Annotated in this window: 22 protein-coding genes; 8 read left to right on the top strand and 14 right to left on the bottom strand. The window is 64.7% G+C overall.

Features of this window, described 5'->3' with window-relative positions; genetic code table 11:
• Positions 1-5: 5 nt before the first annotated feature.
• From ACFX5Q_RS01760 to ACFX5Q_RS01725, 8 genes are all read right to left on the bottom strand, one after another.
• A complete protein-coding gene (locus ACFX5Q_RS01760; protein ID WP_404274886.1) occupies positions 6-1,967 on the bottom strand; it encodes a hypothetical protein in 1,962 nt (653 codons plus the stop codon).
• Between the two features lie 418 nt (positions 1,968-2,385).
• Entirely contained in the window at positions 2,386-3,327 is a 942-nt protein-coding gene (locus ACFX5Q_RS01755; protein ID WP_404274884.1) for an alpha/beta hydrolase, read from the bottom strand.
• A gap of 21 nt (positions 3,328-3,348) precedes the next feature.
• Positions 3,349-4,131, bottom strand: coding sequence for a carnitinyl-CoA dehydratase (locus tag ACFX5Q_RS01750; protein WP_120011890.1), 783 nt, complete (start codon positions 4,129-4,131; stop codon positions 3,349-3,351).
• On the bottom strand, positions 4,124-6,202 hold the full coding sequence (locus ACFX5Q_RS01745; protein WP_404274882.1) for an acetate--CoA ligase family protein: 2,079 nt from the start codon (positions 6,200-6,202) through the stop codon (positions 4,124-4,126). Before ACFX5Q_RS01745 ends, ACFX5Q_RS01750 begins: the two co-directional genes overlap by 8 nt.
• 64 nt (positions 6,203-6,266) lie before the next feature.
• Positions 6,267-7,430 carry an acyl-CoA dehydrogenase family protein gene (locus tag ACFX5Q_RS01740; RefSeq protein ID WP_404274880.1) on the bottom strand — a complete coding sequence of 388 codons (1,164 nt, stop codon included), beginning with the start codon at positions 7,428-7,430 and terminating at the stop codon, positions 6,267-6,269.
• Between the two features lie 4 nt (positions 7,431-7,434).
• Positions 7,435-8,529 (bottom strand): carnitine 3-dehydrogenase, encoded by a 1,095-nt coding sequence (locus ACFX5Q_RS01735; RefSeq protein ID WP_404274878.1) that lies wholly within the window; start codon positions 8,527-8,529, stop codon positions 7,435-7,437.
• Positions 8,526-9,155, bottom strand: a complete 630-nt coding sequence (locus ACFX5Q_RS01730; protein ID WP_404274876.1) for an HD domain-containing protein — start codon at positions 9,153-9,155, stop codon at positions 8,526-8,528. The genes ACFX5Q_RS01735 and ACFX5Q_RS01730 overlap by 4 nt, the downstream gene beginning before the upstream one ends.
• Positions 9,156-9,171: 16 nt before the next feature.
• Positions 9,172-10,089, bottom strand: a complete 918-nt coding sequence (locus ACFX5Q_RS01725) for a 3-keto-5-aminohexanoate cleavage protein (protein WP_404274875.1) — start codon at positions 10,087-10,089, stop codon at positions 9,172-9,174.
• 77 nt (positions 10,090-10,166) lie between these two features.
• Here ACFX5Q_RS01725 and ACFX5Q_RS01720 point away from each other — a divergent pair, with 77 nt between their 5' ends.
• Complete coding sequence (locus ACFX5Q_RS01720) at positions 10,167-11,147, top strand: GlxA family transcriptional regulator (protein WP_404274873.1); 981 nt, start codon at positions 10,167-10,169, stop codon at positions 11,145-11,147.
• 85 nt (positions 11,148-11,232) lie between these two features.
• On the opposite strand, the gene ACFX5Q_RS01715 is transcribed toward ACFX5Q_RS01720, so the two are convergent.
• Positions 11,233-11,436 carry a hypothetical protein gene (locus ACFX5Q_RS01715; RefSeq protein WP_006202320.1) on the bottom strand — a complete coding sequence of 68 codons (204 nt, stop codon included), beginning with the start codon at positions 11,434-11,436 and terminating at the stop codon, positions 11,233-11,235.
• Between the two features lie 201 nt (positions 11,437-11,637).
• Positions 11,638-12,963: a xylose isomerase gene (gene xylA / locus ACFX5Q_RS01710; RefSeq protein WP_404274871.1), complete on the bottom strand. Its 1,326-nt coding sequence runs from the start codon at positions 12,961-12,963 to the stop codon at positions 11,638-11,640.
• A gap of 110 nt (positions 12,964-13,073) precedes the next feature.
• Between xylA and ACFX5Q_RS01705 the strand changes: the two genes are divergently transcribed.
• Complete coding sequence (locus ACFX5Q_RS01705) at positions 13,074-13,436, top strand: nuclear transport factor 2 family protein (protein ID WP_404274869.1); 363 nt, start codon at positions 13,074-13,076, stop codon at positions 13,434-13,436.
• Positions 13,437-13,468: 32 nt separating this feature from the next.
• Here ACFX5Q_RS01705 and xylB read toward each other — a convergent pair whose 3' ends face one another.
• From xylB to ACFX5Q_RS01690, 3 genes are all read right to left on the bottom strand, one after another.
• On the bottom strand, positions 13,469-14,923 hold the full coding sequence (gene xylB / locus ACFX5Q_RS01700) for a xylulokinase (protein WP_404274867.1): 1,455 nt from the start codon (positions 14,921-14,923) through the stop codon (positions 13,469-13,471).
• An 82-nt stretch (positions 14,924-15,005) separates the two neighbouring features.
• Positions 15,006-16,328: a tetratricopeptide repeat protein gene (locus tag ACFX5Q_RS01695; protein ID WP_404274865.1), complete on the bottom strand. Its 1,323-nt coding sequence runs from the start codon at positions 16,326-16,328 to the stop codon at positions 15,006-15,008.
• A 123-nt stretch (positions 16,329-16,451) separates the two neighbouring features.
• Positions 16,452-17,075: a LysE family translocator gene (locus ACFX5Q_RS01690; RefSeq protein ID WP_404274863.1), complete on the bottom strand. Its 624-nt coding sequence runs from the start codon at positions 17,073-17,075 to the stop codon at positions 16,452-16,454.
• Positions 17,076-17,400: 325 nt separating this feature from the next.
• Here ACFX5Q_RS01690 and ACFX5Q_RS01685 point away from each other — a divergent pair, with 325 nt between their 5' ends.
• The 6 genes from ACFX5Q_RS01685 to ACFX5Q_RS01660 all read left to right on the top strand — a co-directional run bounded on the left by ACFX5Q_RS01685 (position 17,401) and on the right by ACFX5Q_RS01660 (position 23,339).
• Positions 17,401-18,063 carry a L,D-transpeptidase gene (locus ACFX5Q_RS01685; protein ID WP_404275352.1) on the top strand — a complete coding sequence of 221 codons (663 nt, stop codon included), beginning with the start codon at positions 17,401-17,403 and terminating at the stop codon, positions 18,061-18,063.
• A 98-nt stretch (positions 18,064-18,161) separates the two neighbouring features.
• Positions 18,162-19,328, top strand: coding sequence for a diphosphate--fructose-6-phosphate 1-phosphotransferase (locus tag ACFX5Q_RS01680; protein WP_404274861.1), 1,167 nt, complete (start codon positions 18,162-18,164; stop codon positions 19,326-19,328).
• A gap of 28 nt (positions 19,329-19,356) precedes the next feature.
• Complete coding sequence (locus ACFX5Q_RS01675) at positions 19,357-20,091, top strand: MBL fold metallo-hydrolase (protein ID WP_404274860.1); 735 nt, start codon at positions 19,357-19,359, stop codon at positions 20,089-20,091.
• A gap of 218 nt (positions 20,092-20,309) precedes the next feature.
• On the top strand, positions 20,310-21,851 hold the full coding sequence (locus ACFX5Q_RS01670; RefSeq protein ID WP_404274858.1) for a DegQ family serine endoprotease: 1,542 nt from the start codon (positions 20,310-20,312) through the stop codon (positions 21,849-21,851).
• Positions 21,852-21,984: 133 nt separating this feature from the next.
• Positions 21,985-22,596, top strand: coding sequence for a sulfite oxidase-like oxidoreductase (locus ACFX5Q_RS01665; RefSeq protein WP_404274857.1), 612 nt, complete (start codon positions 21,985-21,987; stop codon positions 22,594-22,596).
• Positions 22,593-23,339: a ferredoxin reductase gene (locus tag ACFX5Q_RS01660; protein WP_404274855.1), complete on the top strand. Its 747-nt coding sequence runs from the start codon at positions 22,593-22,595 to the stop codon at positions 23,337-23,339. The genes ACFX5Q_RS01665 and ACFX5Q_RS01660 overlap by 4 nt, the downstream gene beginning before the upstream one ends.
• A gap of 11 nt (positions 23,340-23,350) precedes the next feature.
• On the opposite strand, the gene ACFX5Q_RS01655 is transcribed toward ACFX5Q_RS01660, so the two are convergent.
• Complete coding sequence (locus ACFX5Q_RS01655; protein WP_404275350.1) at positions 23,351-24,451, bottom strand: 2Fe-2S iron-sulfur cluster-binding protein; 1,101 nt, start codon at positions 24,449-24,451, stop codon at positions 23,351-23,353.
• Between the last annotated feature and the right edge of the window lie 6 nt (positions 24,452-24,457).

Genomic DNA, 24,457 nt, shown 5'->3' with positions numbered 1-24,457 from the left:
CCTCCTCACGGTTCGCAGCTGACGGCTGGCGTTCTGAGTGGCACGGTCATCTTGCAGCAAGGGAAGTAGCCGCCCTTGTCGCGGTCGGACTGCCTGTAGAAGCAGAGCCCGACATTGACGGTGTCGCCCGGATAATGGCCGGTGATGTTGATCGTGTAGGGCGCGCCGGGCGCATGCGACATGGGTGAGGTTACCCCGACGCCTGGCGTCCTGGACGAAGCCTTGATCGAATCGCCGCCGAAGCCGGCATGGTCATGGAGATAGAGATCGGCCTCGAGGCCGGAGGGCGTGCAGAAATACTGGACGTCTTCCACATCGAGACATGGAGGCAGATCACCGGGCGGTGGGAAGTCCGGCGGATAGAACGGTGGCAGATAGCCGCCCGGAATCTCCTCATAATAGCCGGCACGGCCCTCGCAGGGGCGCCAGACCTCGACGTCGCCGACATGGCCTTCCACCTCTGGGTCTTCGAAATAGCCGTCGAAGTCGACGAACCACGAGCCGAAGGGCGGCACGTTGGCTGGCTTGACCAGCGGCGTCGGCGTGATCTGCACGCCGTGCACGGCGGATGGCCCGCCGGTGGCGAGCTGTTCGGCCAATGCCGGATTGTCGCGCAACTTGTCGCCGGTGTTGACCAGCGTGTCGGCGCAGGAGCGGGTGTCGAGATTGCCGTCCGCGTCATAGCCATATTGCAGGTCCAGACCGCCGGCCGACTGCCGGTTGCCTTGCGGGAAGCCGACCGCATATTCCTGCGGCGCTTCCACCCAGACCGATTCCGTCGAGGGATCGTCCGGGTTCTCGCGCCAGTAGCGGATGACTTCGCCTTTGCCGGAATCGGCGAACTGGCTGTAGTCGTAGCGGTTTTCCACCGGACCGCGCTGCGCCAGGTACATGAAGCCCTGGTTGTCGAAGGCGATGTCGGTGACGGCGTAGTCCTTGTCGGCCTTGACCGTCAGCTCCCAGCGCGGATCGCCGGCGAAGCTGCCGTCGCGGGCAATGCCCACCGACCAGATCTCGGCCTTTTCGCCGACCGAGTAGTAAACCCGGCCACCATGATAGGCGACGGACCAGACGCGGCGTTCGTCCTGCGTATAGCCCCAGCTGTCGGGGTCTTCGCTGTCGAAGGCAGCCCCCTGGATATCCATCACCGCGCCGTCGTCGGCGACGGGGGCGAGCCCGTGCGCCGGGCGCCCGGCAACGCCGTGGTCGAAGCTGTCGATCAGCGCGCCGTTGGCGTCGATGCGATGGATGAGGCCGGTGTCGAGGTCGCTGGCGAAGAACTGGCGGTGGATGGCGTCGAAGCTGATGTCGCCGATGCCGGGACCGCTGTTGGTGTCGATGTCGGAGAATTTGGACACGGCGCCGGTGATGCCGTCGATCTTCCAGATCGTGCCGGGACCGCCGCCGTTCTCGATGCCGAACTGGCCGTCCATGAAGGTGACACCCGCCGTGCCGCGGCGTTGGCGTTCCGGCCGTCCGTCGGAGTCTTCATCAGGCGTGACGATGCGGATGCCGTGCAGCGACGTGGCACCGGCATAGAGGTTCGGAATGCCCGAGGGAACGCCGTCGCGCACGCCGTCGTCATAGGCAAGGGCGAACACCTGGCCGATCTGCTCGGCCGTCACCTCGAAGGGCGGCGGCGTGTAGACGAGCTGGCCCGAGGCCGGTCCACCCAGCCCTGAAACGTCGAAAACGCGCAAGGTTGCGCGCGTGGTGTCGATGAAGGTTTCGTCGACCGGATCGACACCGGGCGGCAGGCCTTCCTCGAAGCCGGGAATGATGGTGCCGGAAAATCCGGTCACCGCCATCGAACCGGGATAGATGATCTGGGTTTCCTGCGCTTGGGCAGGGCTGCCCAGCCACAGGCCGGCGGTCAGCGCCAATGCCAGCAAAGCGCTGGCGGTTTGCCTTGCGCGGCGCAAACGGCCAGCGCGAGAGGGCACGAACGAGCCGTGATCGCGAGACATGACATTCCCCCCACAGGATACGGGAGAAACGTCCGGTCTCGCCGCGCGAATCAGGGCAAGGCGCGGCGTTCCGTCACGTTCGTCCCTGATCGAATTGTCTGCTTTCCTCCTGGTCACGATACGCTGGCTCTTACGCAGGGTCAACGGAATCAGCGGAAAGCCCAGCGCATCGACTCCGTCCCTAAGGCGGTGGTCGCGCTGAGCTTCTGTTGTTCCCGGAGACCATGGAGCCTCTGGGTGTCTGGTCATGGCGGGCTTTCCTTTCCGGGCCGCACCATGCGGCACCTCACGTCAGTCGCGGACGGAGGCGGAAAGGTTCATTGGCCGAGACGAAGGCTCGTGCGTTGGTCGCTCAGTTGGATCGAAGTGACTGACGGCAAGGCGCCGTCATTGCGGATCGGCGCAAATGGCGAAGGCTTCACCATATCCAGTCGCCCCTGCCCAGCGCCGACACCGCATCGACGATGCCGGTGAAGCTTGCGCGAGCCCGGCCGACAGTGTGCCGGGCCCTGAGATAGCCATGCACCAGCCCCGGCTCCTCGAACCAGAAGGCCCGCCCGCCGGCGGCAAGGATGCGGTCGCGATAGGCTTCGCCGTCGGACGACAGCGGGTCGCATTCGGCGGTGATCAGCACGGTCGGCGGCAAGTTGGCGAAATCGGCGTCGGCGAGCGGCGACAGGGTGATGTCGCCGGTCCGATCCACGCCGCCGGTGCGGACATGCTTGTAGTATTCGATATCGCGCACCGTCAGCATCGGCGCCTCGGCATGCGTCACGTAGGAACCCTTCGAACGGTCGCCGAAAAGGCCCGCATAGATCAGCACCTGGCCGATCGGTTTTCTAGCGTGGCCGCGCGTCGCATGGCTGACGGTGGCGCAGAGATTGCCGCCGGCGCTGTCACCGCACAGCAGGACTGGGCAGTTGTAAGTCTTGGCGGCCCATTCGAAGGCGCCCAATACATCATCGAAGGCGGCGGGGTGAAGATGCTCCGGCGCCAGCCGATAGTCGACAGAGACCACCTCGTAGCCGGTGCGGGCACAAAGTTCGGCGCAGACATCGTCATGGCTGTCCAGCCCGCCAAGAATGAAGCCGCCGCCGTGGGCATAGAGCACCATAGCGGCCGGGTTCGGCGTCGCGTTGCGGTAGATGCGGATCGGGATGTCGTGAGTGGGCGCTGCGATGACGGTGGTTTCAGCCGTCACGCCTTGCGGATAGCCGGCAAAGAATTCCCAGCACATGCGGTCATAGATCGCACGCTGCTCGGCGATCGTGTAGTCGATCGTATCGGGCGGATAATGGGAATTGGTGCGCTCGATGAAGGCCCAGGTCTCGGCGTCGATGAGGGTTTTGTAGTCGGTCATGGCTGCTGAACGGACTGCGTCCTACCTGCCCTTCCACACCGGGTCGCGTTTTTCGGCAAAAGCGCGAAAACCTTCCATGCCGTCCTCGGAACCGTAGAGGGCATCGACGGTCGGCAGCTGGCGGCGCGTCACCTTGTTCATCGCCTCCTGGAAGGTCAGCGCCTCGGCAACACGCGCCGTTTCCTTGATCGCGGCAAACACCAGCGGCGGGCCGCTGGCGAGCAGGCGGGCGATCTCCCAGACGCGGTCCTCGAGCTTTTCCTTGGGCAGCACTTCGTTGACCAGGCCCCAGCGATGCGCCTCGGCGACATCCATCCAGCGGCCGGTGAGCAGAAGATCCATGGCGACATGATAGGGAATGCGCTTCGGCAGCTTGATCGTTGCTGCATCGGCCAGCGTGCCGGCGCGGATTTCGGGCAGGGCGAAGGAGGAATGGTCCGAGGCGTAGATGAGGTCGCAGGACAGCGCCAGCTCGAAGCCTCCGCCGACCGCCATGCCGTTGACGCAGGCGATGACCGGCTTGTTGAGGTCACGCAATTCCTGCAGGCCGGCAAAGCCGCCGACGCCATAGTCGCCGTCGACAGCATCGCCGCCGGCAGCGGCCTTGAGATCCCAGCCGGCGCAGAAGAACTTGTCGCCGGCGGTCTTCACGATCGCCACGCGCAACTCAGGATCGTCGCGGAATGCCTTGAACGTCTCGCCCATCAGCCGCGATGTCTTGAGGTCGATGGCATTGGCCTTCGGCCGATCGAGCGTGACTTCGAGGATCGTGCCCTCGCGGCGGGTCGAAATGACGTCAGCCATTCTTCTTTTCTCCAAGCACCAGCAGAGCGTCGGCGATCCAGGCGCCCTTGCCTTCGGCGCAGACGATCAGTGGGTTGATGTCGAGTTCCTCGATCTCGCCGGCATTCTGCTGCACGAAGGCTGCGATGCCCGATATCGCCTCGATGGCCGCAGCGACATCGGCCTTCGGCCGGCCGCGATAGCCTTCGAGCAGCGGGTAGAGTTTCAGGCTGCGCAACGCGGCCTCGATGTCGTCGCGCGTCGCCGGCAGCATCAACGTCACGCTGTCGCGCAGCAGCTCGACCAGAACGCCGCCGGTGCCCAGCGTCATCACCGCGCCGAACATCGGGTCGCGGGTGAAGCCGACGATCAGTTCGGCAACGCCGTCGCGCACCATGCGCTCGACATAGAGGCCGGTGCCCAGCGGGCCGAGATCATGAGCGGCGGTGCTGACGGATTCGGCATCCTTGAGGTTGAGCAACACGGCGCCCATCTCGGATTTGTGGGTGACGCCCAAAGCCTTCAGCGCCACGGGGAAGCCGAGCGCCATGGACGAGATCACCGCCTCGACGGCATTGCCGGCACGCTCGCCTTTCGGCACCGGCAATCCGGCCTCGATCAGTCGCGCCTTGGCTTCGGCCTCGTCGGGCGTGACATGGCCGCCTACCGGCGCGCCCGATGCCGAGGTGTCGATCGGCTGCGCCTGCGGCTCGCGCCAGGCCCAGCCGATGAAGGCGGCCGCCTGGGCGGCGTCCATCGCCTCGGAAATGCCGAACAATGGCACCATGCCGCGCGCCATCAGGCCTGCCGTGTACTCTTCAGGCAGGTTTTCCGGCAGCGACGAGACGATCGCGCCTTGCGCCTTGTTGGTCTTGAGCGCCGATTCGAAAGCGCGCAAGGTTGCCCACCAATCGGTATCCGAGCAGCGGTCCGGGCGCGGGAAATCGAGCACCAGCATGTTAAGGTCGAAGCCGCCCGACACCATGGCGGTGAAGGTGGCGGTCATCGCCGGCTCGTTGTTCCAGATGAAGGTGTGGTAGTCGAGCGGGTTGGCGACCGCGACCAACGGCCCGAGCGTCGATTTGACATGGGCGCGGTGCTTGTGGGTGAGCTCCGGGAAATTGACCCAGCGCCCTTCCGCGCTGTCGGCCATCACGGACGCCTCGCCACCCGAACAGCTCATCGACGACAGCCGGTAACCAGGCAACGGGCCGGTGACGTGCAGCAGCTTCAGCGCCTCGATGAAGGCGGGGATGGAATCGACGCGAGCGATGCCCAGCCGCTTCAGGAACGCGCCCGAGGCGGCGTCCGAGCCGGCCAGCGAAGCGGTGTGCGAGACGGTCGCCTGCCTGGCCTGCTCGGAGCGGCCGACCTTCATGGCGATGATCGGCTTTTTCAACTCGCGGGCGCGCGCTGCCAGTCTTTCGAAGCCGGCTACCGAATCGAAGGCCTCGATATGCAGCCCGAGCGAGGTGACGCGCTCGTCCTCGATCAGGCCAAGCGCCATTTCGGACAGGCCCGTCTGCGCCTGGTTGCCGGCGGTCATCAGGAAGGCGATCGGCAGGCCGCGCTTCTGCATCGTCATGTTGATGGCGATGTTGGACGACTGGGTGATGATAGCGACGCCTCGGCCGCCCTCGGCCAGCCTGATGCCGCCATGCTGGTCGGGCCACAAAAGCGCACCGTCGGCATAGTTGATCAGGCCGTAGCAGTTCGGGCCGATGATCGGCATTTCGCCTGCGGCGGCGACCAGCTCGGCCTGCAGACGCTCGCCATCCTCGTCATAGGCTTCCGTCTCGAGGAAGCCGGCGGCAAAGCAGACGGCGCCGCCGGCGCCACGCTCGGCGAGTGCCTTGACCACCTCGATGGAAAGATGCCGGTTGACGCCGACAAAGGCGGCATCGGGTGCACCCGGAAGATCGGCGACCGAACGATAGGCCTTGCGTCCGGCGACCTCGTCCTTGGTCGGGTGCACCGGCCAGATCTCGCCGGCAAAGCCCATCTTGATCGACTGGGCGACCACGGCGGCAGCCTGCGCCCCGCCGAATACGGCAACCGATTTTGGGCGCAGGAGACGTTCGAGTTTATGCATGGTCATCTTTTCGTTTGAGCTCGATCTTTTCCAATAACCGGAATCCGGCTTTGGCGATCATGCTCTAAGCCCCGAACGGACGCAGCAGCGCCCGCGAAATAATATGTCGCTGAATCTCCGAAGTGCCTTCCCAGATGCGCTCGACGCGGGCGTCGCGCCAGATGCGCTCCAGCGGTAGGTCGTCCATCAGGCCCATGCCGCCATGGATCTGGATCGCCTCATCGGCGACGAAAGCGAGCATCTCGGTGGCCTTCAGCTTGGCCATGGCCATGTCCTGGTCGGTGACGGTGCCCTGATCGTACTTCCAGCCGGCTTCGAACACCATCAGGTCGGCGGCCTTCAATTCGGTCGCCATGTCGGCGAGCTTGAACGACACGCCCTGGAATTTGCCGATCTGCTGACCGAATTGCTGGCGCTGGGCGGCATATTCGACGGCATGGCCAAGCGCACGCTCGGCGCGGCCGAGACAGGTGGCGCCGACCTGCAGGCGGGTGGCGCCGAGCCAGGAATTGGCGACATCGAAGCCCTTGTGCACCTCGCCGAGCACCTGGCTCGCCGGCAAGCGGCAGTCGTCGAATTCCAGGATGGCGTTGGTGTAGCCGCGATGCGAGACGTTGCGGTAGCCGTCGCGCACCGTAAAACCCTTGGTGCCCTTGTCGACGAAGAAGGCGGTGATCTTCTTGCGTTTTCCACGCGAAGACTCTTCCTCTCCCGAAGCCATGAAGACGATGGCGAAGTCGGCGAGGTCGGCGTGGCTGATGAAATGCTTGGTGCCGTTCAGCACCCAGTCGTCGCCGTCCTGCACGGCGGTCGCCTTCATGCCACGCAGGTCGGAGCCGGCGCCCGGCTCCGTCATCGCCAGGCAGTCCCACTTCTCGCCGCGGATGCATGGGAACAGATATTTTTCGCGCTGCTCCGGCGTACCGGCCAGAAGAATGTTGGAAGGACGCGCCACGCAGGTCCAGTGGAGCGCGTAGTTGGCGCGGCCGAGTTCCTTTTCGTAGAGCAGCCAGGTCACCGTATCCAGCCCGGCGCCACCGACTTCCGTTGGCATGTTGGCGGCATAGAGCCCGGCCTCGATCGCCTTGACCTTGATCTCCTCGATCAGCTCGCGGCGCAGCACGCCGGTGCGCTCCACCTCTTGCTCATGCGGGTAAAGCTCGTTTTCGACGAACGCGCGCGTCGTCTCGACGATGAGTTTTTGCTCCTCCGACAGACCGAAGTCCATGGTCTCAGCCCTTCTTCTTTTTCTTCGGCTTTTCGGTTTTCTTCACCGGCTTGCTCGCCTTGGCCTTTTCGGCGGCCTTGGAGGCGGTCGGCTTCTTCGCTGCCAGCTTGGCCAGCTGCCTAGTGTAGTCCTTGTGCAAGGCGCCGGCACCCCAGCCCTTGCCCTTGTTCTGCTTCGACAGCGCTTCCATGATGGCGACCAGATTGTCGTCGCGGATCTTTTCCAGCTCGCGGATCGACAGCCCGTGCGCCTGGTCGTCCGACTGGGTGGCGATCAGGTCGACCAGTTCGTCGTTGAACTCCGGCACGTCCATCAGCTTGGTCCACGGCCATTGCAGGCAGGGTCCGAACTGCGCCATAAAGTGGCGCATGCCGGCCTCGCCGCCGGCGACGCGGTAGACCTGGAACATGCCCATCTGCGCCCAGCGCAGGCCGAAGCCATAGCGCATGATGTCGTCGAGTTCCTCGACGGTGCAAATGCCGTCCTTGATCAGCCACAGCGCTTCGCGCCAGGCCGCTTCGAGCAGGCGGTCGCCGACGAAGGCCTCGATCTCCTTACGGATCACCACCGGCTTCATGCCGATCGAGGCATAGATCTCCCTGGCGACCTCGATCGCCTCGGGGAAGGTCTGCTCGCCGCCGACGATCTCGACGATCGGCAAGAGGTAGACCGGATTGAACGGATGGCCGACGACCAGCCTCTCCGGATGCTTCTTCATCGCCACCTGCATGTCGGTCGGCTTGATGCCGGAGGTCGAGGAGCCGACGATGGCATTGGCGGGTGCATGGGCGTCGATCTCGGCCAGCACGCGGTGCTTGAGGTCGAGCCTTTCCGGCACGCTTTCCTGGATGAAGTCAGCGTCGGAAACCGCTTCGGCGATGGTCTTGGCGTAAGTGAGCTTGCCTTCCTTGGGCAGGCCGCCGGGCAGCATCTGCTTGTAGGCGCGCCGCGCGCCCTTCATCACTTCGCCGACCTTGCGGGAGGCTTCTGGATCGGGATCGAAGATCGACACGTCAATGCCGTTCAAGAGCAGCCGCGCCACCCAGCCGGCGCCGATGACACCGCCGCCAATGGCGGCCGCCTTGTTGATGATACTCATGCGGAGGCTCCGGTTCTTGTGTTCGCCATGTCTGGATCGATGAGGGGCACGCGCTCGCCGGCGCGGATGACCAATGGGTCGTAGGCCTTGCGGGCAAAGACTTCGAGCACGAAAGGTCGGAAGAAATCCATCGGCAGCGTCTCGTTGTCGGGGTCGAAGCTTGACTGGTCCCAGCGCTCGCAGAATTGGTCGCAATCGTCGAAGTAGGCGTGCCCGGCGAAGCGGTCGCGCGCGTGAGGATTGCCGCCGAGATGATGGGCGTAATAGAGGCGCTGGAAATCGCCGTGCTTTTCCACCACCCAGGTGCATTGCTCGCGTACGAAGGGTTTTAGGATCGCAGCCGCATATTCGTCGTGGTTGTAGGGCGCGTAGATGTCGCCGATGTCGTGCAGCAGGGCGCAGGCTATCCAGTCCGTGTCGGCGCCGTCACGCCAGGCGCGGGTGGCCGCCTGCAGCGAATGGCCGAGCCGGGTGATCTTGTAGCCGGACAGGCCCTCGTCGAGCTGCACCAGTGCATCGAGCAGCCGCTCGCCGGTCCTGGCAGCGTAGTCGATCTCATGCGTGGTCAGGAACTCATAGTCTTCCCTGTCGCCATCCTTCATCGCGGTGAATTTGACGGTAGTCATCTCGACACCCTCCAAACTACGCGGCGATCGGCGCCCGTTTGGTCAGGTTGAGCTTCTGGCGCGCTTCTTCCGGCCCGAGGATCCTAGCGCCGAGATTGGTGACGATGCTGGCGGCACGCTCGACCAGTTGCGCATTGGTCGCCAGCACGCCCTTGTCGAGCCACAGATTGTCCTCCAACCCGACGCGGACATTGCCGCCGGCCAGCACCGCGGCGGCAGCATAAGCCATCTGGTTGCGGCCGATCGAGAAGGCCGACCAGTTCCAGGTCGACGGCACGTTGTTGACCATGGCCATGAAGGTGTTGAGGTCGTCGGGCGCCCCCCACGGCACGCCCATGCAGAGCTGAACCAGCGCGTCGGGCTTCAGCACCTCTTCCTCGACCAATTGCTTGGCGAACCACAGATGGCCGGTGTCGAAGGCCTCGATCTCCGGCTTGACGCCGAGCGCCGTCATCATGCCGCCCATGGCGCGCAGCATACCTGGCGTGTTGGTCATGACATAGTCGGCTTCGGCGAAATTCATCGTGCCGCAATCCAGCGTGCAGATCTCCGGCAGGCACTGACGCACATGTTCGACGCGGTTGGTGGCGCCGCCCATGTCGGTGCCTTTTTCATTCAGCGGCAGCGGCGCCTCGGGCGACCCGAACACCATGTCGCCGCCCATGCCGGCGGTCAGGTTTAGCACCACGTCGACGTTCGCGTCGCGGATGCGCTCGGTGACTTCGCGATAGAGATGCACGTCGCGCCTAGGCTTGCCGGTCTCGGGATCGCGGACATGGCAGTGGACGATCGCCGCACCGGCCTTGGCCGCGTCGATCGCCGAATCGGCGATCTGCTTGGGCGAACGCGGCACATGCGGGCTGCGGTCCTGCGAGCCGCCGGACCCGGTCACGGCACAGGTAATGAAGACCTCACGGTTCATTGCGAGCGGCATGAAATTTCCTCCCAATCGAAACAGACGACAACATTGCGCTACTTGTCGGAAACTGTTTTGCGTTTTACGAAGGGGATATGATCAAAAGCGAAAAATCTGAAATCTTTCGCGCCGAGCGTTCACCGCTCAAGGTGACGCTGCTGGTGTTTTCAGGCTCGTCGATCATGTGCGTGGCCTCGGCCATCGATCCGCTGCGCGCCGCCAACCGCATCGCCGGCGAGACACTGTTCGACTTCAAACTGGTTTCGGTGACCGGTGAGGCGCCGGTCACCACTTGCGGCCTGCCGGTTGCGGTCAGCGGCCGCTTCGATGCCAACGAAGTCACCGACGTGCTTATCGTGGTCGCCGGTTTCGGCACGCAGAACTATGCCACGTCGGCGCTGCTTGCCGGCCTGCGCCGCGCGGCGCGTGCTGCGCGAGCCTGCGGCGGCGTCGAGGCGGGCACCTGGCTGGTCGCACGCGCCGGCCTGCTGGAAGGGCGCAGCGCCACCACCCATTGGGAAGACATGGAGGATTTTTCGTCGGCCTTTCCCGGCGTCGACGTGCGCCCCGACCGCTACGTTATCGACGGTCCCGTCTTCACCTCGGGCGGCGCCTCGCCGACCTTCGACCTGATGCTGCATTTGATTCGCACGCGGCTCGGCATGGCGGTGGCGCTCGATGTCGCCAGCGTGTTCATCTACGACCAGGCACGCGCCGCCACCGACGCGCAGCCGCTGGTCTCGCTTGGCCGCCTTGACGGCTATGATCCCAGGCTGGCGCAAGCCATCCGGCTGATGGAAGCGCATGTCGACCAGCCGCTGACCACCGCCGCGGTGGCCAAGCGCGCCGGGGTGACGGCGCGGACGCTGGAAAGCATTTTTCGCAAGTCGATCGGCGAGACGCCGGGCGCCTATTACCTCAGGCTCAGGCTGGGTGCCGCACGCCGGCTGGTGGTCGATACGCGCGTCGCCATGGCAGACATCGCCGGGCGGACGGGGTTTTCGTCCGCCGCAGCGTTTTCCAGAGCGTTTTCAAGAGCTTTCGGCGAAGCGCCGGTCAGGCTGCGCCGGGGATAGTGCGTGTCGCCCAAAAGTGTGTAGCGGTTTTGGGACAACGACATGCATGGAACAAAGATTCCAAAGCGCGGAGCGCTTTGGTGGCTCAAGCAGCGTTTTGACGATCGCTGCCGTTGTCGATCTGCGAGCGCATCTGTCTCGCCAGACGGACTTCGAATCGGCTGCTGACAGCGCGATCCCATTCGTTCTTCACATCGTCGGTAGGTCTCGGCAACGCCATCAGCCGATCGATGATCGATCCGGTCTCGCCGGACGAGAGTAGGGCGTCGATTTCGCGTTCGTGCTGCATATCGGTTCGCCTCCTTCTTCTTCACCCGCCACAGGAGCCATCCTTATACGAGATCCGTGACGGCTGTTTGAAGGCAAGAGCGAGGCGATTGAGGGGCGATGCGGGGCAGAACCGTGTCGTCGGTCCCGCCCATCGCGCAAAGCCGTTCCGGGGCAGCAATGCTTGGCCGCCCCTGGAAAGGGTATGGACGAAATTTCGCGCTCAGACGTAGCGGTTGACGATATTCTCGAGCAGTTCCTGGCGGCCCGAGCGCGGCTGCGGCTCGATCTTCTTCTTCACCACACGCTCGGCGATCTCCTCCAGCGTGCGTTTGCCCGACAGCATCGCCTTGGCCTCGGCCGAATTCCAGCCGGCATAGCGTTCGGCCAGCGGTCCCGACAGCGCCTTGTCCTCGACCATGCGGGCGGCGGCCTTGAGCCCGCGTGCACAAGAATCCATGCCACCGATATGGCCGATCAGCAGGTCCTGCGGATCGAGCGACTGGCGGCGCAGCTTGGCGTCGAAATTGGTGCCGCCGGTCTTGAAGCCGCCGGCCAGCAAGACCTGGTAGAAGGCCAGCGCCATTTCCGGGACATTGTTGGGGAACTGGTCGGTGTCCCAGCCCGACTGGTAGTCGTTGCGGTTCATATCGATCGAGCCGAAGATGCCCAACGCATTGGCCAGCGCCAGTTCGTGCTCGAAGGAATGGCCAGCCAGGATGGCGTGGCCCTGCTCGACGTTGAGCTTGACCTCCTTCTCCAGCCCGAAGCGCTTGAGGAAGCCGTACACCGTCGCGACATCGTAGTCGTACTGGTGCTTTGTCGGCTCCTGCGGCTTCGGCTCGATCAGGATGGTGCCCTTGAAGCCGATCTTGTGCTTGTAGTCGACGACGAGGCTGAGGAAGCGGCCAGCCTGTTCCTGCTCGCGGCCAAGGTCGGTGTTGAGCAACGTCTCGTAGCCCTCACGTCCGCCCCACAGCACGTAGTTCTCGCCCTTCAGCCGCTTGGTGACGTCGATGCAGCTTTTCACCGTCGCCGCCGCATAGGCAAAGACATCGGGATCGGGATTGGTGGCCGCACCCGACATGAAGCGGCGGTGCGAGAACAGGTTGGCGGTGCCCCACAGCAGCTTGACGCCGGTCTGCTTCATCTTTCCCGCAAAATAGTCGGCGATCTCGTCGAGGCGCGCGGCGCTTTCCGAAAAATCTTTGCCCTCCGGCCGGACATCGGCGTCGTGGAAGCAGAAATAGGGGGCGCCAAGCAGCGAGAACATCTCGAATGCGACGTCCGCCTTGAGCTTGGCCAACTCCATCGTGTCGATGCCGCCGGCCTTGGCGAACCAGGGACGGTCGAAGGTCTGGCCGCCAAAGGGATCGCCGCCCTGCCAGGCGAAGGAATGCCAGTAGGCCACGGCGAAGCGCAGATGGTCTTCCAGCCGCTTGCCGGCCACCACCTCGTCGGGATTGTAGAACCGGTAGGCCAGCGGATTGGTCGAATCCGGTCCCTCATACTTGATCCTCTGGATGTCGCCGAAAAATCCGCTGCTCATGATTTTTGTCCTCTCGATAGTTCGCCCTGATTACCTCAGGCGTAATTGGTTTCGTTCTTCCGCTGGTCGAAAAGGCTGGTGTCAAAGCCACTCAACGAAGGAGACAGACCATGACCGACCTCAACACGATCGCCCAAAACTACATCACCGCCTGGAACGAGAGCGATGCCGTCCGCCGGCAGGCTCTGCTGGAAGCGACCTTCACCGAGGATGTCAGCTACCGTGATCCGATCATGCAAGGCGACGGCCACGACGGTGTCGCCGCACTCATCGACGGCATGCAGCAGCGCTTTGCCGGCTTCCGCTTCTCGCTGAAGGGCAAACCGGACGGGTTTGGCGACACGATCCGTTTCTCGTGGAACCTCGGGCCGGAAGGCACCGAATCCGTGATCGAAGGCACCGACATCGGCGTCATCGACAACGGCCGCCTGAAGAGCGTCACCGGTTTCCTCGACAAGGTGCCGGCGCAGTGAGCCGCGATGCCACGGCCTGGGCGAAAGCCCGCTCATGCCGTGGCGCCCTTGATCGCCGGGTAAAGCGACCGGTAGCGGTGATAAGCGTCTGCATAGGCGCCGATCAGCGCCGTATCCGGTTCGATCGTGGCGTCGGTGGCCGGCGCAGTGCAGACGGCAAGCGGATCGGCGCCGGCCGCGGCGATCAGCCCGAGCCGGGCCGCACCGAAGGCGGCGCCGAAATCGCCTTCGGCAGGAATGTCAACCGGCACCTGCAGCGCGGTGGCGATCGCCTTCAACCAGTAGCGCGAGCGCGAACCGCCGCCGATCGCCGTCACCCGCGTCAAGGTCGTGCCGGCCTTTTTCAACGCTTCGAGACTGTCGCGGAAAGCGAAGGCGACGCCTTCGAGCACCGCCTGGGTCAGCACGGCGCGGCTGGACTCATGCGCCAGCCCGGTGAACGCGCCGCGAATGGCGGAATCATTGTGTGGCGTGCGTTCGCCCGAGAGATAGGGCAGGAAAGACACGCCTTTCGGCGCCTTGAGCGTATCGCCAAGCTCGGCAGTCAGTTCGCCAGCGCCCTTGCCCGTGATCTCCGACAGCCAGTTGAGCGAATCGGTGGCCGAGAGGATGACGCCCATCTGGTGCCAAGTATTCGGCAAGGCATGGCAGAACGTGTGCACCGCGCTTGCCGGATTGGGTAGGTAGGAGGCGTTGGCAGCAAACAGCACGCCCGACGTGCCGAGCGAGACGAAGGCGTGGCCGGCTCCCACCGTGCCCATGCCGCAGGCCGAGGCCGCATTGTCGCCGGCGCCGCCGGCGATCGGGATGCCTGATGACACACCCCATTTCGAGGCCAGTTCGGCGCGCAGGCCGCCGGCTTTCGCAGTGCCTTCGACCAGCGACGGCATCTGCTTCTCGTCGAGCGAGGTCGCGGCGAGAAGGTCGGCGGACCAGCACCGCTTGCCGACATCCAGCCAGGAGGTGCCGGCCGAATCCGACATTTCGGAAATATGCTCGCCGGTCAGCCAGTGCCGCAGAAAGTCCTTGGGCAAAAGCACCTTCGCCACCTTGGCGAAAACATCGGGCTCGTTGTTCTTCACCCAGGCGAGTTTCGGCGCGGTGAAGCCGGGGAAGACGATGTTGCCGGTGAGCTCGCGAAAGCGTGGATCGGCATCGAGCGCGGCCGCTTCGGCGTGGCTGCGCGTGTCGTTCCACAGGATGCAAGGGCGCAGCACCTTGTCTGCGGCATCGAGCAAAGTGGCGCCATGCATCTGGCCGGAGAGGCCGATGCCCTTGAGCGCGGCAAGCTCCTTTGGATGCGACGCCTTCAGCTCGGCGATCGCCGTCTCGCAGGAACCGATCCAGTCGGCCGGATCCTGCTCGGACCAGCCGGGATGCGGCCGCGACACGTCGAGCGAACCATGGCCGGAGCCGATGACGTTCTGACCTGCATCGATCAACAGCGCCTTGACGCCCGACGTGCCCAGATCGAGGCCGAGATACATGCTTTCCTCCCACTGCCATTATTTTTTTCGGGTCTCGAAAAAATCTGGCTTGGCCAGTTTTTAAGGCAAGATTCGCCGCCGGTCAATTCTCGGACAATTCGGCGGCGCGTTGCGAAAACAATGCCGAGAGCGGACTGTCCGGCCGCGCCAGCGTGCGTTCCGCCGTTAGCGCCCGCGACAGGGCATGGTCGCCGGAACGCAGCGCCGCCTCGATCAAAGTGAGATCGATAGCGTCGCGCTGCGCGTGGCTGCCGCCGAAGCGTTGAGCGATGGCGCGAATCGGCCGGATCAGGCGTACCGTCTCGGCATAGTTGCCGTCGCCGAAGGCCTTGATGGCGAGCGTCAGGGGATGGCCGACATCCCGGGTGAAGGCAGCATTGTCGTCGTTGCCGCGCATCGCCTCGCGCTGCGCTTCGAGTAGGGTTTTGGCCGGCGCTTCGAGGCCGGCGCCGACGAAGGCCATCATCGCATGCGCATCGTTGAAGGCGTAATTGCCGGCGCCGGCCTTGGGCCAGTTGGCGGCAAGGGCTGCCCAGCGGTCGCCGACATCGGCGCCGCCGAGATAGAGCCGCCACAGGATCGCCGAGGCATCGACCATGTTGAGCGCCAGCGTCGACGGCGTGCCGTAGATCGGCCCGTCATAGAGCGCCAGCACCTCGTCGGTCTCGCCGAGATCGTAGTGGAACAGCGACAGATGCCACCAATTGTGCACCTGCAGGAAGCTGTCCTTCGTCCACGCCTCCGGGTTGGCGCGCATCCAGGCGATGCCGTCTCTTTGCCGGCTCTGCATTTCCATGACATGGGCAACGGCGTGCTGCGCCCAGCCGTCGCGCGGCTCGATGTCGACCGCCGTGCGGCCAAGCTTTTCGGCGCGCGCATAGTCGCCCATCTCCTCCAGCCCGAAGGCCTGCATGCCGAGGACGGCGTGGTAGCCGGGCATGTCCTTTTGCCAGAAGGGCAGCGCGCGGCCGATGCGGTCGCGCAGCATGCGGGCATTGCCGGTGAAGAAATCGATCTGGTGCCCGGTCTGCAGCGCCACCATGTCGAGCGGAAAGTCGATGGCGATGTCCTCGAGCGTTCGCGAGGCCTCATGCCAGCGGCCGGCGGCGAGATGACCGAGGGCCGCGACATGCGCCTGCTCGCGCGGCGTCGCAGCAAGCGGCAGCGCAGCCTCGTGACAAGCCTTGGCCACCAGGCTTGCCGCCCGCTCAGTGGCGAGGCCGAAGAGATAGCCCTTGAAGACATGCGCCATGACGAAATCGGGGTTTTCGGCGATGGCGCGGTCGGCTGAGGCGACGGGATCGCCAATGAAGCACTGCAGTTCGCGCACGGCCTGGGCGTAGGGCGCGAAACCGGCCCCCGTCGCACCCGACAATGTCAGGCCGAATGCGTCCTTGACCGCCATGCCTTGCCCTCCATCAGATGCCGAGGCCAGCCTATCTTAGGCCAACAAAAGCTGGCACGCCAACCCTGGGCCCAGGCCCCATCGAGCAAGCAAAATCAGGCAGGGCAGGCGAATTCTTCCGCCTCAATTACCCGAGCGCACCGCCATGGTGGCGATGCCGGCGCCGACCAGCAGCGTGCCACCGGTGCGGTTGAAGATGCGGATCGCTTTGGGATTGCGCACGACATTGCGTGCCCTGGCCGCGATCAGCGCATAGCCGAAGGCATTGGCGAAGGCGAGCGCCAGGAAGGTCGTCTCGAAGACCAGCATCTGCGTCCAGAAATCCGCGTGCCGGTCGAGGAACTGCGGCAGGAAGGCGACGAAGAAGGTGATGCTCTTGGGGTTGAGCGCTGTTACCAGCCAGGCATGCGCCATCATTTTCGCCGAGGACACCACGTCGGTGCGCGGCTCGGCCTTGAGCGCGCCGCCGGCGCGGAACAGTTTTACGCCCAGATAGATCAGGTAGCAGGCGCCGATCACCTTCAGCACCGTGAAAACGGTGGCCGATGCCGCCAGCAGCGCGCCGATGCCCAGCATCGACAACGTCATGGCGGTGAAATCGCCCAGCGCCACGCCGACCGCCATCGGCAACGCCGTGCGCCAGCCCTGGCCCAGCGCATAGGACACGACCAAAAGGATGGTCGGGCCCGGAATGACGAGAAGGATGGTGGAGGCGGCGGCGAAGGCGGCCCAGTTTTCGAAGGACATCGGTGTCTCCTTGAGCGCAAAGAAAAGGATAAATCCTTGGGCGCGCAAAAATGTAAAGAGGCTTCTTCGAAATCCCGAGGCGGGCCGTTTCGCCTTGCCCGCGCGGGTGACAGCCGAACAGGGTTAAGACCAAAGTCCGGCTCTTCACGCTTTTTCAACCATGATTGGCGAAACTGGCCCTATCCGGCCGGACCGTGTTTCCGCCGACAGCGTAGGGTTTGGGTGCATGCGTAAGCCGCAAAATCTGACGCCGCCAGTGAATGGCGACGCGATCGAAGCCGACAATCTGCTTTCCCGCCGCGCGGTGCTTTCAGGCGCCGGCGCCATGGCGCTGCTCGGCATGGCCGGCTGCAGCCAGACGCTCGACCTGCCGCAGCTGCAGCTCGACGACACCACCACCGGCTCGGTGCGGCCAATCCGTCCCGCGATCAGCGTCGACAAGAACATCACCGGCCCGGACGTGATGTACGCCTCGCTCACCGATGGCGGATTCGAAGTGCCGGCAGTGCCCTATCAGAAGGTCAAGGCGGAATTTCGCCGCCAGATCGTCGTCGACAAGACCGGCGAGGCGCCCGGCACCATCGTCGTGCACCTGCAGGAGCGCATGCTCTATCTGGTGCAGCCCGGCGGCGAGGCGATCCGCTACGGCGTCGGAATCGGCAAGGACGGCTTCCGCTGGTCCGGCCGCGCCAACATCCAGTACGGAAAGGAATGGCCGGTCTGGACGCCGCCGCCTGAAATGATCGCGCGCAAGCCGGAGCTGGTGAAATGGCAGGGCGGCCAGCCCGGCGGCCTCACCAACCCGCTCGGTGCAAGGGCGCTCTACATCTACCAGGACGGCAAGGATACCGGCTACCGCATCCACGGCTCGCCCGAATGGTGGAGCATCGGCCAGGCGATGTCGTCGGGCTGCGTGCGCCTGATCAACCAGGACATCATCGACCTCTACAGCCGCGTTTCCAAGAAGAACCCGGTCGTCGTCGTCTGATCGTTCGACGGCTGCTCGCAGCCGTTTGACTCTCCCGTTGCGTGATGCCGCAAGACAGGCGAATGTGCCTGCGAAGCCACCATCCGGAGAATTGAAGAATGTCAGGAACGTTTGTGATCGCGCAGGGCGGCGGACCGACCGCTGTCATCAACCAGACCATGGTTGGTGCAGCACTGGAGATCCGCAAGCGGCATCCCGGCGCCAAGGTGCTGGGCTCGATCCACGGCGTGCGCGGCATTCGTGACGGCAACTATGCCGACCTCTCGGCCATCTCCGAGGAACAGCTCAGGCTGATCGCGGCGACGCCGAGTGCGGCACTGGGCTCGACGCGTGACAAGCCAGACGCGGCCTATTGCGAGGTCATCCTCAACGGCCTGAAGAAGGCCGGAGCCGACGCCTTCATCTATATCGGAGGCAATGACACGTCCGGCACGCAGCAGATCCTGACCGACGCCGCCGGCGGCACGATGGCCTTCGTGCACGCGCCGAAAACCATCGACAACGATCTCGAGGAGAACGACCACACGCCGGGTTTCATCTCGGCGGCCGAGTTCGTTGCCGGGGCCTTCCTCTCGGTCGATCTCGATTTCCGCGCCTTGCCCGGCATCTATGTCGGCATCGTCATGGGCCGGCACGCCGGCTTCCTCACCGCAGCCGCGGCCGCATGGCAGCTCGACCCCGACAGCGGCCCGCATCTCGTCTACGTGCCGGAGCGGCCGTTCTCGGCCGCCGGCTTCATCGACGACGTGCGCGCCGCGCTCGACCGCCACAAGCGCTGCATCGTCGCCGTATCCGAAGGCGTCAGCACCGCCGACGGCAAGGCACTGGTCGAAAGCCTGGTGCCACCGGAGAAGCTTGAGCGCGACGCCCATGGCAACGTCAAGCTGTCGGGCAGCGACCTGCCGGCAGCGCTGGAACGGGCGTTGGCCGAGGGACTGCCTGGCAAGCGCGCACGTGTCGATGCACTCGGCTATATGCCGCGCGGCTATGTCGGCGCGATCAGCGCCGTTGACGCCAAGGAGGCCTTCGATGCCGGCGCCTTCGCCGTTGCCGTCGCCGAGGAGGGTGGGGGCTCGGTGGCTCTGCAATATGACGGCACGAAGACCGTGCTGAAGAAGGTGCCGCTGAAAAACGTCGCCGGCAAGACGCGCCACATGCCCGACGATTTCATGAAGCCCGATGTCAACCAACTGTCCGAGGCCGGCATGGCCTATCTCAGGCGGCTGGTGCCGGAAAAATACAAGGTCGGAAAGCCCTTCGTCTGATGGCGCCAGTCTGGTGGGTGCCACTCTGATGGACGAACGTGTGCTGGGCGACTGGTTCAGCAAGACCAGTATCGACGCCAGGACGACGATGCTGACCGAGCCGTTCGTGCACGATTTCGTGCGCGCCAACATCTGGCATCTCAAAGGCCGCGACGTCGACCTGCTCGTCGACACCGGCATGGGCATCTGCCCGCTGGCGCCCCAGATTGACACGCCCGCCGGCAAGCCGCTGCTGGTCGTCGCCACCCATATCCATCTCGACCATGTCGGCTCGCTGCACGAATTCCCGCTGCGGGCGGGACCGGAGCAAAGCGCCGAAAAATTCGACAGCATGGATGAGGCGGTGACCTACGCCTACATGTTCCACAATCTCGACGGCGCCGTCTCGAAATTGCCGGCGCCCAGTTGGAAAGCGGCCGACTACAGGATCCCGCCGGCACCGCTGACAAGGACGCTTGCCGAGGGCGATGTCGTCGATCTCGGCGACCGGCAGTTCAAGGTGCTGCACCTGCCGGGACATTCGCCTGATTCGATCGCGCTGTTCGACGAGGCCGACGGCCTGTTTTTCGCCGGCGATGCCATCTATGACGGCATGCTGATCGACGACCTGCCGGATTCCGACCGCGCCGCCTATCGTCGCACGATGCAGCGGCTGCTCGACCTGCCGATCCGCATCGGCCATGGCGGGCACGGGCCGAGCTTCGACGGCAAGCGGATGCGGGAGATCGCCTCGGCCTATCTCAGGCGCACCAATGGGCGTTGATGCGCCGACCGAAGCGCCCGCGGACATTAAATCTTCGTAAGATGGCACAAGAACCCTAATTCGGACCCATCCAGACCCTAGATGCAGGTCTGTCGATCCGGTCGGCTGCCATGCCAGGCGAGACAGGCAATCGCAACCGTCGACACGCCGGATGGCCGGTTTCCCGTACGGGAGAAGCGGCCACGGCGCCGGATCAACTCTCGCCCGGACAGACGACCATGTCAGATATCCTTCGCAGACATCGCGTCGCGGCCTTGCTGGGCGCTGCGCTGATCCTATCCCCCTTCGTGGTGTCCTTCGCAGAGAGTGCGAACAATATGGGCGCAAGCAGCACCGTTCCGACAACCCAGACCCCCGTCGCCGGCATAAAGGCGCCGAACGGCTCGTTTGCTCCGATCGTGGCGGCCGACAAGCCGGCGGTGGTGACGGTCACCACCGTCATGAAAGCGCAGCCGGAAACGATGAGCGAAGACTCCCCCTTCGACGGCGGTTCGCCCTTCGACGACTATTTCCGTCAGTTTTTCGGCGACCAGGCAACACCCATGCCCAAGACCCCGCCGCAGCAACAGTCGCAGCGTGCGGAGGCACTTGGGTCCGGCTTCATCGTCGGCTCGGATGGCACCATCGTCACCAACAATCACGTCATCGATGGCGCCACCTCGATCAAGGTGACGCTCGATGACGGCACCGAGCTTCCCGCCAAGCTGGTCGGCCGCGATGCCAAGAACGATCTCGCCGTGCTCAAGGTCAAGGCCGACAAGTCCCTGCCGACCGTCAAATGGGGCGATTCCGACAAGCTAATGCCGGGCGACCAGGTGCTGGCTTTCGGCAACCCGTTCGGCATCGGCACCACGGTCACCGCAGGCATCGTTTCGGCGCGCGGCCGCGACCTGCACAGCGGTCCGTTCGACGACTTCATCCAGATCGACGCGCCGATCAACCACGGCAATTCCGGCGGCCCGCTGGTGGATGTCGCGGGCAATGTCGTCGGCATCAACGCGGCGATCTATTCGCCCAATGGCGGCAGCGTCGGGGTCGGCTTCGCCATCCCGTCTGACCAGGCCGAGAAGGTGGTCGCCAAGCTGATGAAGGGCGGCGACATCCAGTATGGCTATCTCGGCGTCCAGATCCAGGAGGTGACGCCGGACGTCGCCAGCGCCATGGGCCTTGACCATCCCGGCGGCGCACTGGTTTCCGAGGTCACCGACGGATCGCCGGCCGCGAAGGCGGGCATCAAGACCGGCGACGTCATCACCGGCTTCGCCGGCCGGGAGATAAAGGATCCGAAAGACCTGTCGCGTGCCGTCGCCGACGTAGCACCGGGCGCCAGGGAAATGCTCAATGTCTGGCGCGACGGCAAGACCATGCAGATTTCCGCCGATGTCGGACGCAACAGCGATGACGTGCAGACCGCATCGGCCGAAGGCAATGGCGGCAAGTCCACGGAGCAGGCCTTGCGCGTGCCGTCTCTCGGCCTCGGCCTCACCGACCTCACGCCGGATGTTCGCGAGCAGCTGAACCTGACCGACGACCAGCGCGGCGCCTTGGTCGAGCGCGTCAATCCGGACAAGGCGGCCTCGGCCGCCGGCATCCAGCCGGGCGATGTCATCGTCGGTGTCGACCAGACCCCGGTGAAGAACGCCAGGCAGGCAAACCAGGCGATCGCGCAGGCCGGCAAGTCCGGCAGGAAATCTGTGCTGTTGCTCGTCGATCGCGGCGACGCGCAGATCTTCGTCGCGGTGCCCTTCGCCGCCGGCTGAGGGACGAGTTCGACAGGCTTGCCGCATCGGCGGTGAGCCCGTCGGGCTGCCCAAGATTCCTGTTGCCCGTCGGGATATCTTCGCGAACACTGGCTGCGGTCGATTTCGAACGCAGCGCAAACGGATTGTCCCAATGGTTACCCGCGGCTTCTCTTCCGGGCGAAGGCCCCCGACGGATACGGACGCCCGCATCCCGCCCGGACAGTATCTCGAGCAAGGTTTTCCCGTGCTGTCGGCCGGACCGACGCCGCGCTTGCGCACCGAGGACTGGTCGTTCACGCTCAAGCACGGACCGCGGCCGATCAAGAAGTGGAGCTGGGCCGAGTTCAATGCGCTGCCGCTGACCCGGATGACGCGCGACATCCATTGCGTGACCGCGTGGACCAAGTTCGACACGGCATGGCAAGGCGTGCTGATCGACGACATCCTCGCGGATGCCGGCATTGGGTCGCCGACCTCCTTCACACTGGCGCATTCGTTCGACGGCTACGCCACCAATGTGCCGGTGAAGGACCTTGTCGCCGGCAAGGCGATGGTGGCGCTGCTTTATGAGGGCAAGCCGATCACGCCGGACCATGGCGGGCCGGCGCGGCTCCTGGTGCCGCATCTCTATTTCTGGAAGTCGGCCAAATGGCTGAACGGGCTGCAGTTCACCGAACGCGACGAGCCGGGCTTTTGGGAATTGCGCGGCTATCACATCTATGGCGACCCGTGGCGCGAGCAGCGCTACTCCGGCGACCCATGAGCGAGGCAGCGGCGGCGCAATCGCCCTGGCAGACGGCGAAGATCATTCGCATCGAAAAGCGCACGCCGCGCGTCACCAGTTTTGTCTTCAAGCTGTCGCGGCCTTTCGTCCATCAGGCCGGACAGCATGTCGATGTCCGGCTGACGGCGCCGGATGGCTACCAGGCGCGCCGTTCCTATTCCATCGCCTCGGCGCCCGAGAGTGGCGGGACTATCGAGCTGGCGATCGAGCGGCTCGACGATGGCGAGGTCTCGCCCTTCTTCCACGAGGTGGCCGTGGTCGGTGACGAGATCGAGTTGCGTGGTCCGCTCGGCGGCCATTTCGTCTGGTCCGACAGCGATGGCGAGCCGCTGCTTTTGGTCGGAGGCGGCTCCGGCGTGGTGCCGCTGATGGCGATGGTGCGCCACCGAGTGGCGCGGAAATCTTCGGTGCCGGTCGCGCTGGTGTTTTCGGCGCGGGTCTGGGATGAGGTGATTTTTCGCGACGAGCTGATCGGCCTCGACAACCGTCGCGACGGGTTCGACCTTGTGCTGACGCTGACGCGCGAGGCCGCACGGCGCCCCGAGGACTATTCGCGGCGGATAGACGTCCAGATGATGATGCAATCCATGGCGCGGCTGCCCGAGCCGCCGAGGCTTGCTTTCGTCTGCGGCTCGAACGCCTTCGTGTCAGCCGCCGCCCAGGCCTTGATCGATGCCGAAGTCCCGCCCGGCCTCATCCGTACCGAGCGCTACGGCGTTTGAACCGCTACGCTTCAGGCCTCGATTTCGAGCGCCGACAGCGGCTTCGAGCAGCAGGCCAGGATAAAGCCGTCGTCGATCTCGTGATCGAGAATGCCGCCATTGTGGCTCATCTCGACGTCGCCCGAGACCTTCTTGACCTTGCAGGTTCCGCACAGGCCGAATTCGCAGGCCGCGGGGATCCTGACGCCCGAGGCGCGCGCCGTCTGCAGCACGGTCTGCCCTGCAACGCATTCGGCGTCGACATCCGAAAGCGCGAAGCGGATCGGGGTCACGGCTTCGACAGGCACTCCGGTGCCGCCGTCCGCCGGGACGGCAAACGGCGCCGGTACTTCCTCGACCGCGGGAGCGGCGAAGCTTTCCTGGTGGTATCTGGCCATGTCGAAGCCCGAGGCTTCAAGCATGCCGCGCACCGCGCGCATGAACGGATCCGGGCCGCAGCAGAAGATCTCTCGCTCACGAAAGTCGGGCGCCAGCAGTGGCAAGCGGATGGCATCGATACGGCCCATATGGCCGAACCAGCCTTCACGGCTCGACCGTTCCTCGATCATGAAGCCGAGCGACAGGCCGGGCATGCGGCTGCCCAGCAATTCGAGTTCCTTGCGGAAGATGATCTCTTCCGGCCGCCGGGCGCAGTTGACGAAGCCGACATCGGTCCATGGCGCGCAGTCGTTCAGCCAGCGCAGCATCGACATCATCGGCGTGACGCCGGAGCCGGCCGAGATGAACAGGTATTTCGCCGCCGGATGGCTGTGCAGCGAAAAGTCGCCCACCGGTCCATAGGCCTTGACGTGGGTGCCTGGCTTCAGATGATCGAACATCCAGCGCGTGCCGAGGCTGCCGGCCTGCGCCTTCACCGTCACCGCGATCGAAAACGGCCGCGACGGCGACGACGACAGCGTGTAGGTGCGCATCAGCGGGCCGCCGGCGGTTGGCAGTTCCAGCGTCACGAACTGGCCCGGCTTGTAGCGGAACCAGGTCTGGTTGTCGGAGCGGAAGGTGAAGGTCTTGACGTCGGGCGCCTCGTCGGCGACGCCGATCACCTCCAACACCTGCAGCCTGTCGTTCCAGGGCGCCATCTCGTCGAGGTGGCGGTAAAGCCCGAGGTCGGTCATCGCGTT

The sequence above is a fragment of the Mesorhizobium sp. IMUNJ 23033 genome (assembly GCF_044778005.1).
Taxonomy (GTDB): Bacteria; Pseudomonadota; Alphaproteobacteria; order Rhizobiales; family Rhizobiaceae; genus Mesorhizobium; species Mesorhizobium amorphae_A.
The sequence above is the reverse complement of the archived record's forward strand: the minus strand, read 5'-3'. Positions and strand labels throughout refer to the sequence as shown.

Excerpts from the sequence above, each read along its gene's own strand:
- ACFX5Q_RS01740 (WP_404274880.1), bottom strand. The coding sequence starts at position 7,430 with ATGGACTTCGGTCTGTCGGAGGAGCAAAAACTCATCGTCGAGACGACG.
- ACFX5Q_RS01725 (WP_404274875.1), bottom strand. The coding sequence starts at position 10,089 with ATGCCGCTCGCAATGAACCGTGAGGTCTTCATTACCTGTGCCGTGACC.
- ACFX5Q_RS01685 (WP_404275352.1), top strand. The coding sequence starts at position 17,401 with ATGGCGCTGCTCGGCATGGCCGGCTGCAGCCAGACGCTCGACCTGCCG.
- ACFX5Q_RS01665 (WP_404274857.1), top strand. The coding sequence starts at position 21,985 with ATGGTTACCCGCGGCTTCTCTTCCGGGCGAAGGCCCCCGACGGATACG.
- ACFX5Q_RS01695 (WP_404274865.1), bottom strand. The coding sequence starts at position 16,328 with ATGGCGGTCAAGGACGCATTCGGCCTGACATTGTCGGGTGCGACGGGG.
- ACFX5Q_RS01715 (WP_006202320.1), bottom strand. The coding sequence starts at position 11,436 with ATGCAGCACGAACGCGAAATCGACGCCCTACTCTCGTCCGGCGAGACC.
- ACFX5Q_RS01735 (WP_404274878.1), bottom strand. The coding sequence starts at position 8,529 with ATGAGTATCATCAACAAGGCGGCCGCCATTGGCGGCGGTGTCATCGGC.
- ACFX5Q_RS01760 (WP_404274886.1), bottom strand. The coding sequence starts at position 1,967 with ATGTCTCGCGATCACGGCTCGTTCGTGCCCTCTCGCGCTGGCCGTTTG.
- xylA (WP_404274871.1), bottom strand. The coding sequence starts at position 12,963 with ATGAGCAGCGGATTTTTCGGCGACATCCAGAGGATCAAGTATGAGGGA.
- ACFX5Q_RS01730 (WP_404274876.1), bottom strand. The coding sequence starts at position 9,155 with ATGACTACCGTCAAATTCACCGCGATGAAGGATGGCGACAGGGAAGAC.
- ACFX5Q_RS01675 (WP_404274860.1), top strand. The coding sequence starts at position 19,357 with ATGGACGAACGTGTGCTGGGCGACTGGTTCAGCAAGACCAGTATCGAC.
- ACFX5Q_RS01655 (WP_404275350.1), bottom strand. The coding sequence starts at position 24,451 with ATGACCGACCTCGGGCTTTACCGCCACCTCGACGAGATGGCGCCCTGG.
- ACFX5Q_RS01755 (WP_404274884.1), bottom strand. The coding sequence starts at position 3,327 with ATGACCGACTACAAAACCCTCATCGACGCCGAGACCTGGGCCTTCATC.
- xylB (WP_404274867.1), bottom strand. The coding sequence starts at position 14,923 with ATGTATCTCGGCCTCGATCTGGGCACGTCGGGCGTCAAGGCGCTGTTG.
- ACFX5Q_RS01720 (WP_404274873.1), top strand. The coding sequence starts at position 10,167 with ATGATCAAAAGCGAAAAATCTGAAATCTTTCGCGCCGAGCGTTCACCG.
- ACFX5Q_RS01690 (WP_404274863.1), bottom strand. The coding sequence starts at position 17,075 with ATGTCCTTCGAAAACTGGGCCGCCTTCGCCGCCGCCTCCACCATCCTT.
- ACFX5Q_RS01750 (WP_120011890.1), bottom strand. The coding sequence starts at position 4,131 with ATGGCTGACGTCATTTCGACCCGCCGCGAGGGCACGATCCTCGAAGTC.
- ACFX5Q_RS01660 (WP_404274855.1), top strand. The coding sequence starts at position 22,593 with ATGAGCGAGGCAGCGGCGGCGCAATCGCCCTGGCAGACGGCGAAGATC.
- ACFX5Q_RS01670 (WP_404274858.1), top strand. The coding sequence starts at position 20,310 with ATGTCAGATATCCTTCGCAGACATCGCGTCGCGGCCTTGCTGGGCGCT.
- ACFX5Q_RS01745 (WP_404274882.1), bottom strand. The coding sequence starts at position 6,202 with ATGCATAAACTCGAACGTCTCCTGCGCCCAAAATCGGTTGCCGTATTC.
- ACFX5Q_RS01680 (WP_404274861.1), top strand. The coding sequence starts at position 18,162 with ATGTCAGGAACGTTTGTGATCGCGCAGGGCGGCGGACCGACCGCTGTC.
- ACFX5Q_RS01705 (WP_404274869.1), top strand. The coding sequence starts at position 13,074 with ATGACCGACCTCAACACGATCGCCCAAAACTACATCACCGCCTGGAAC.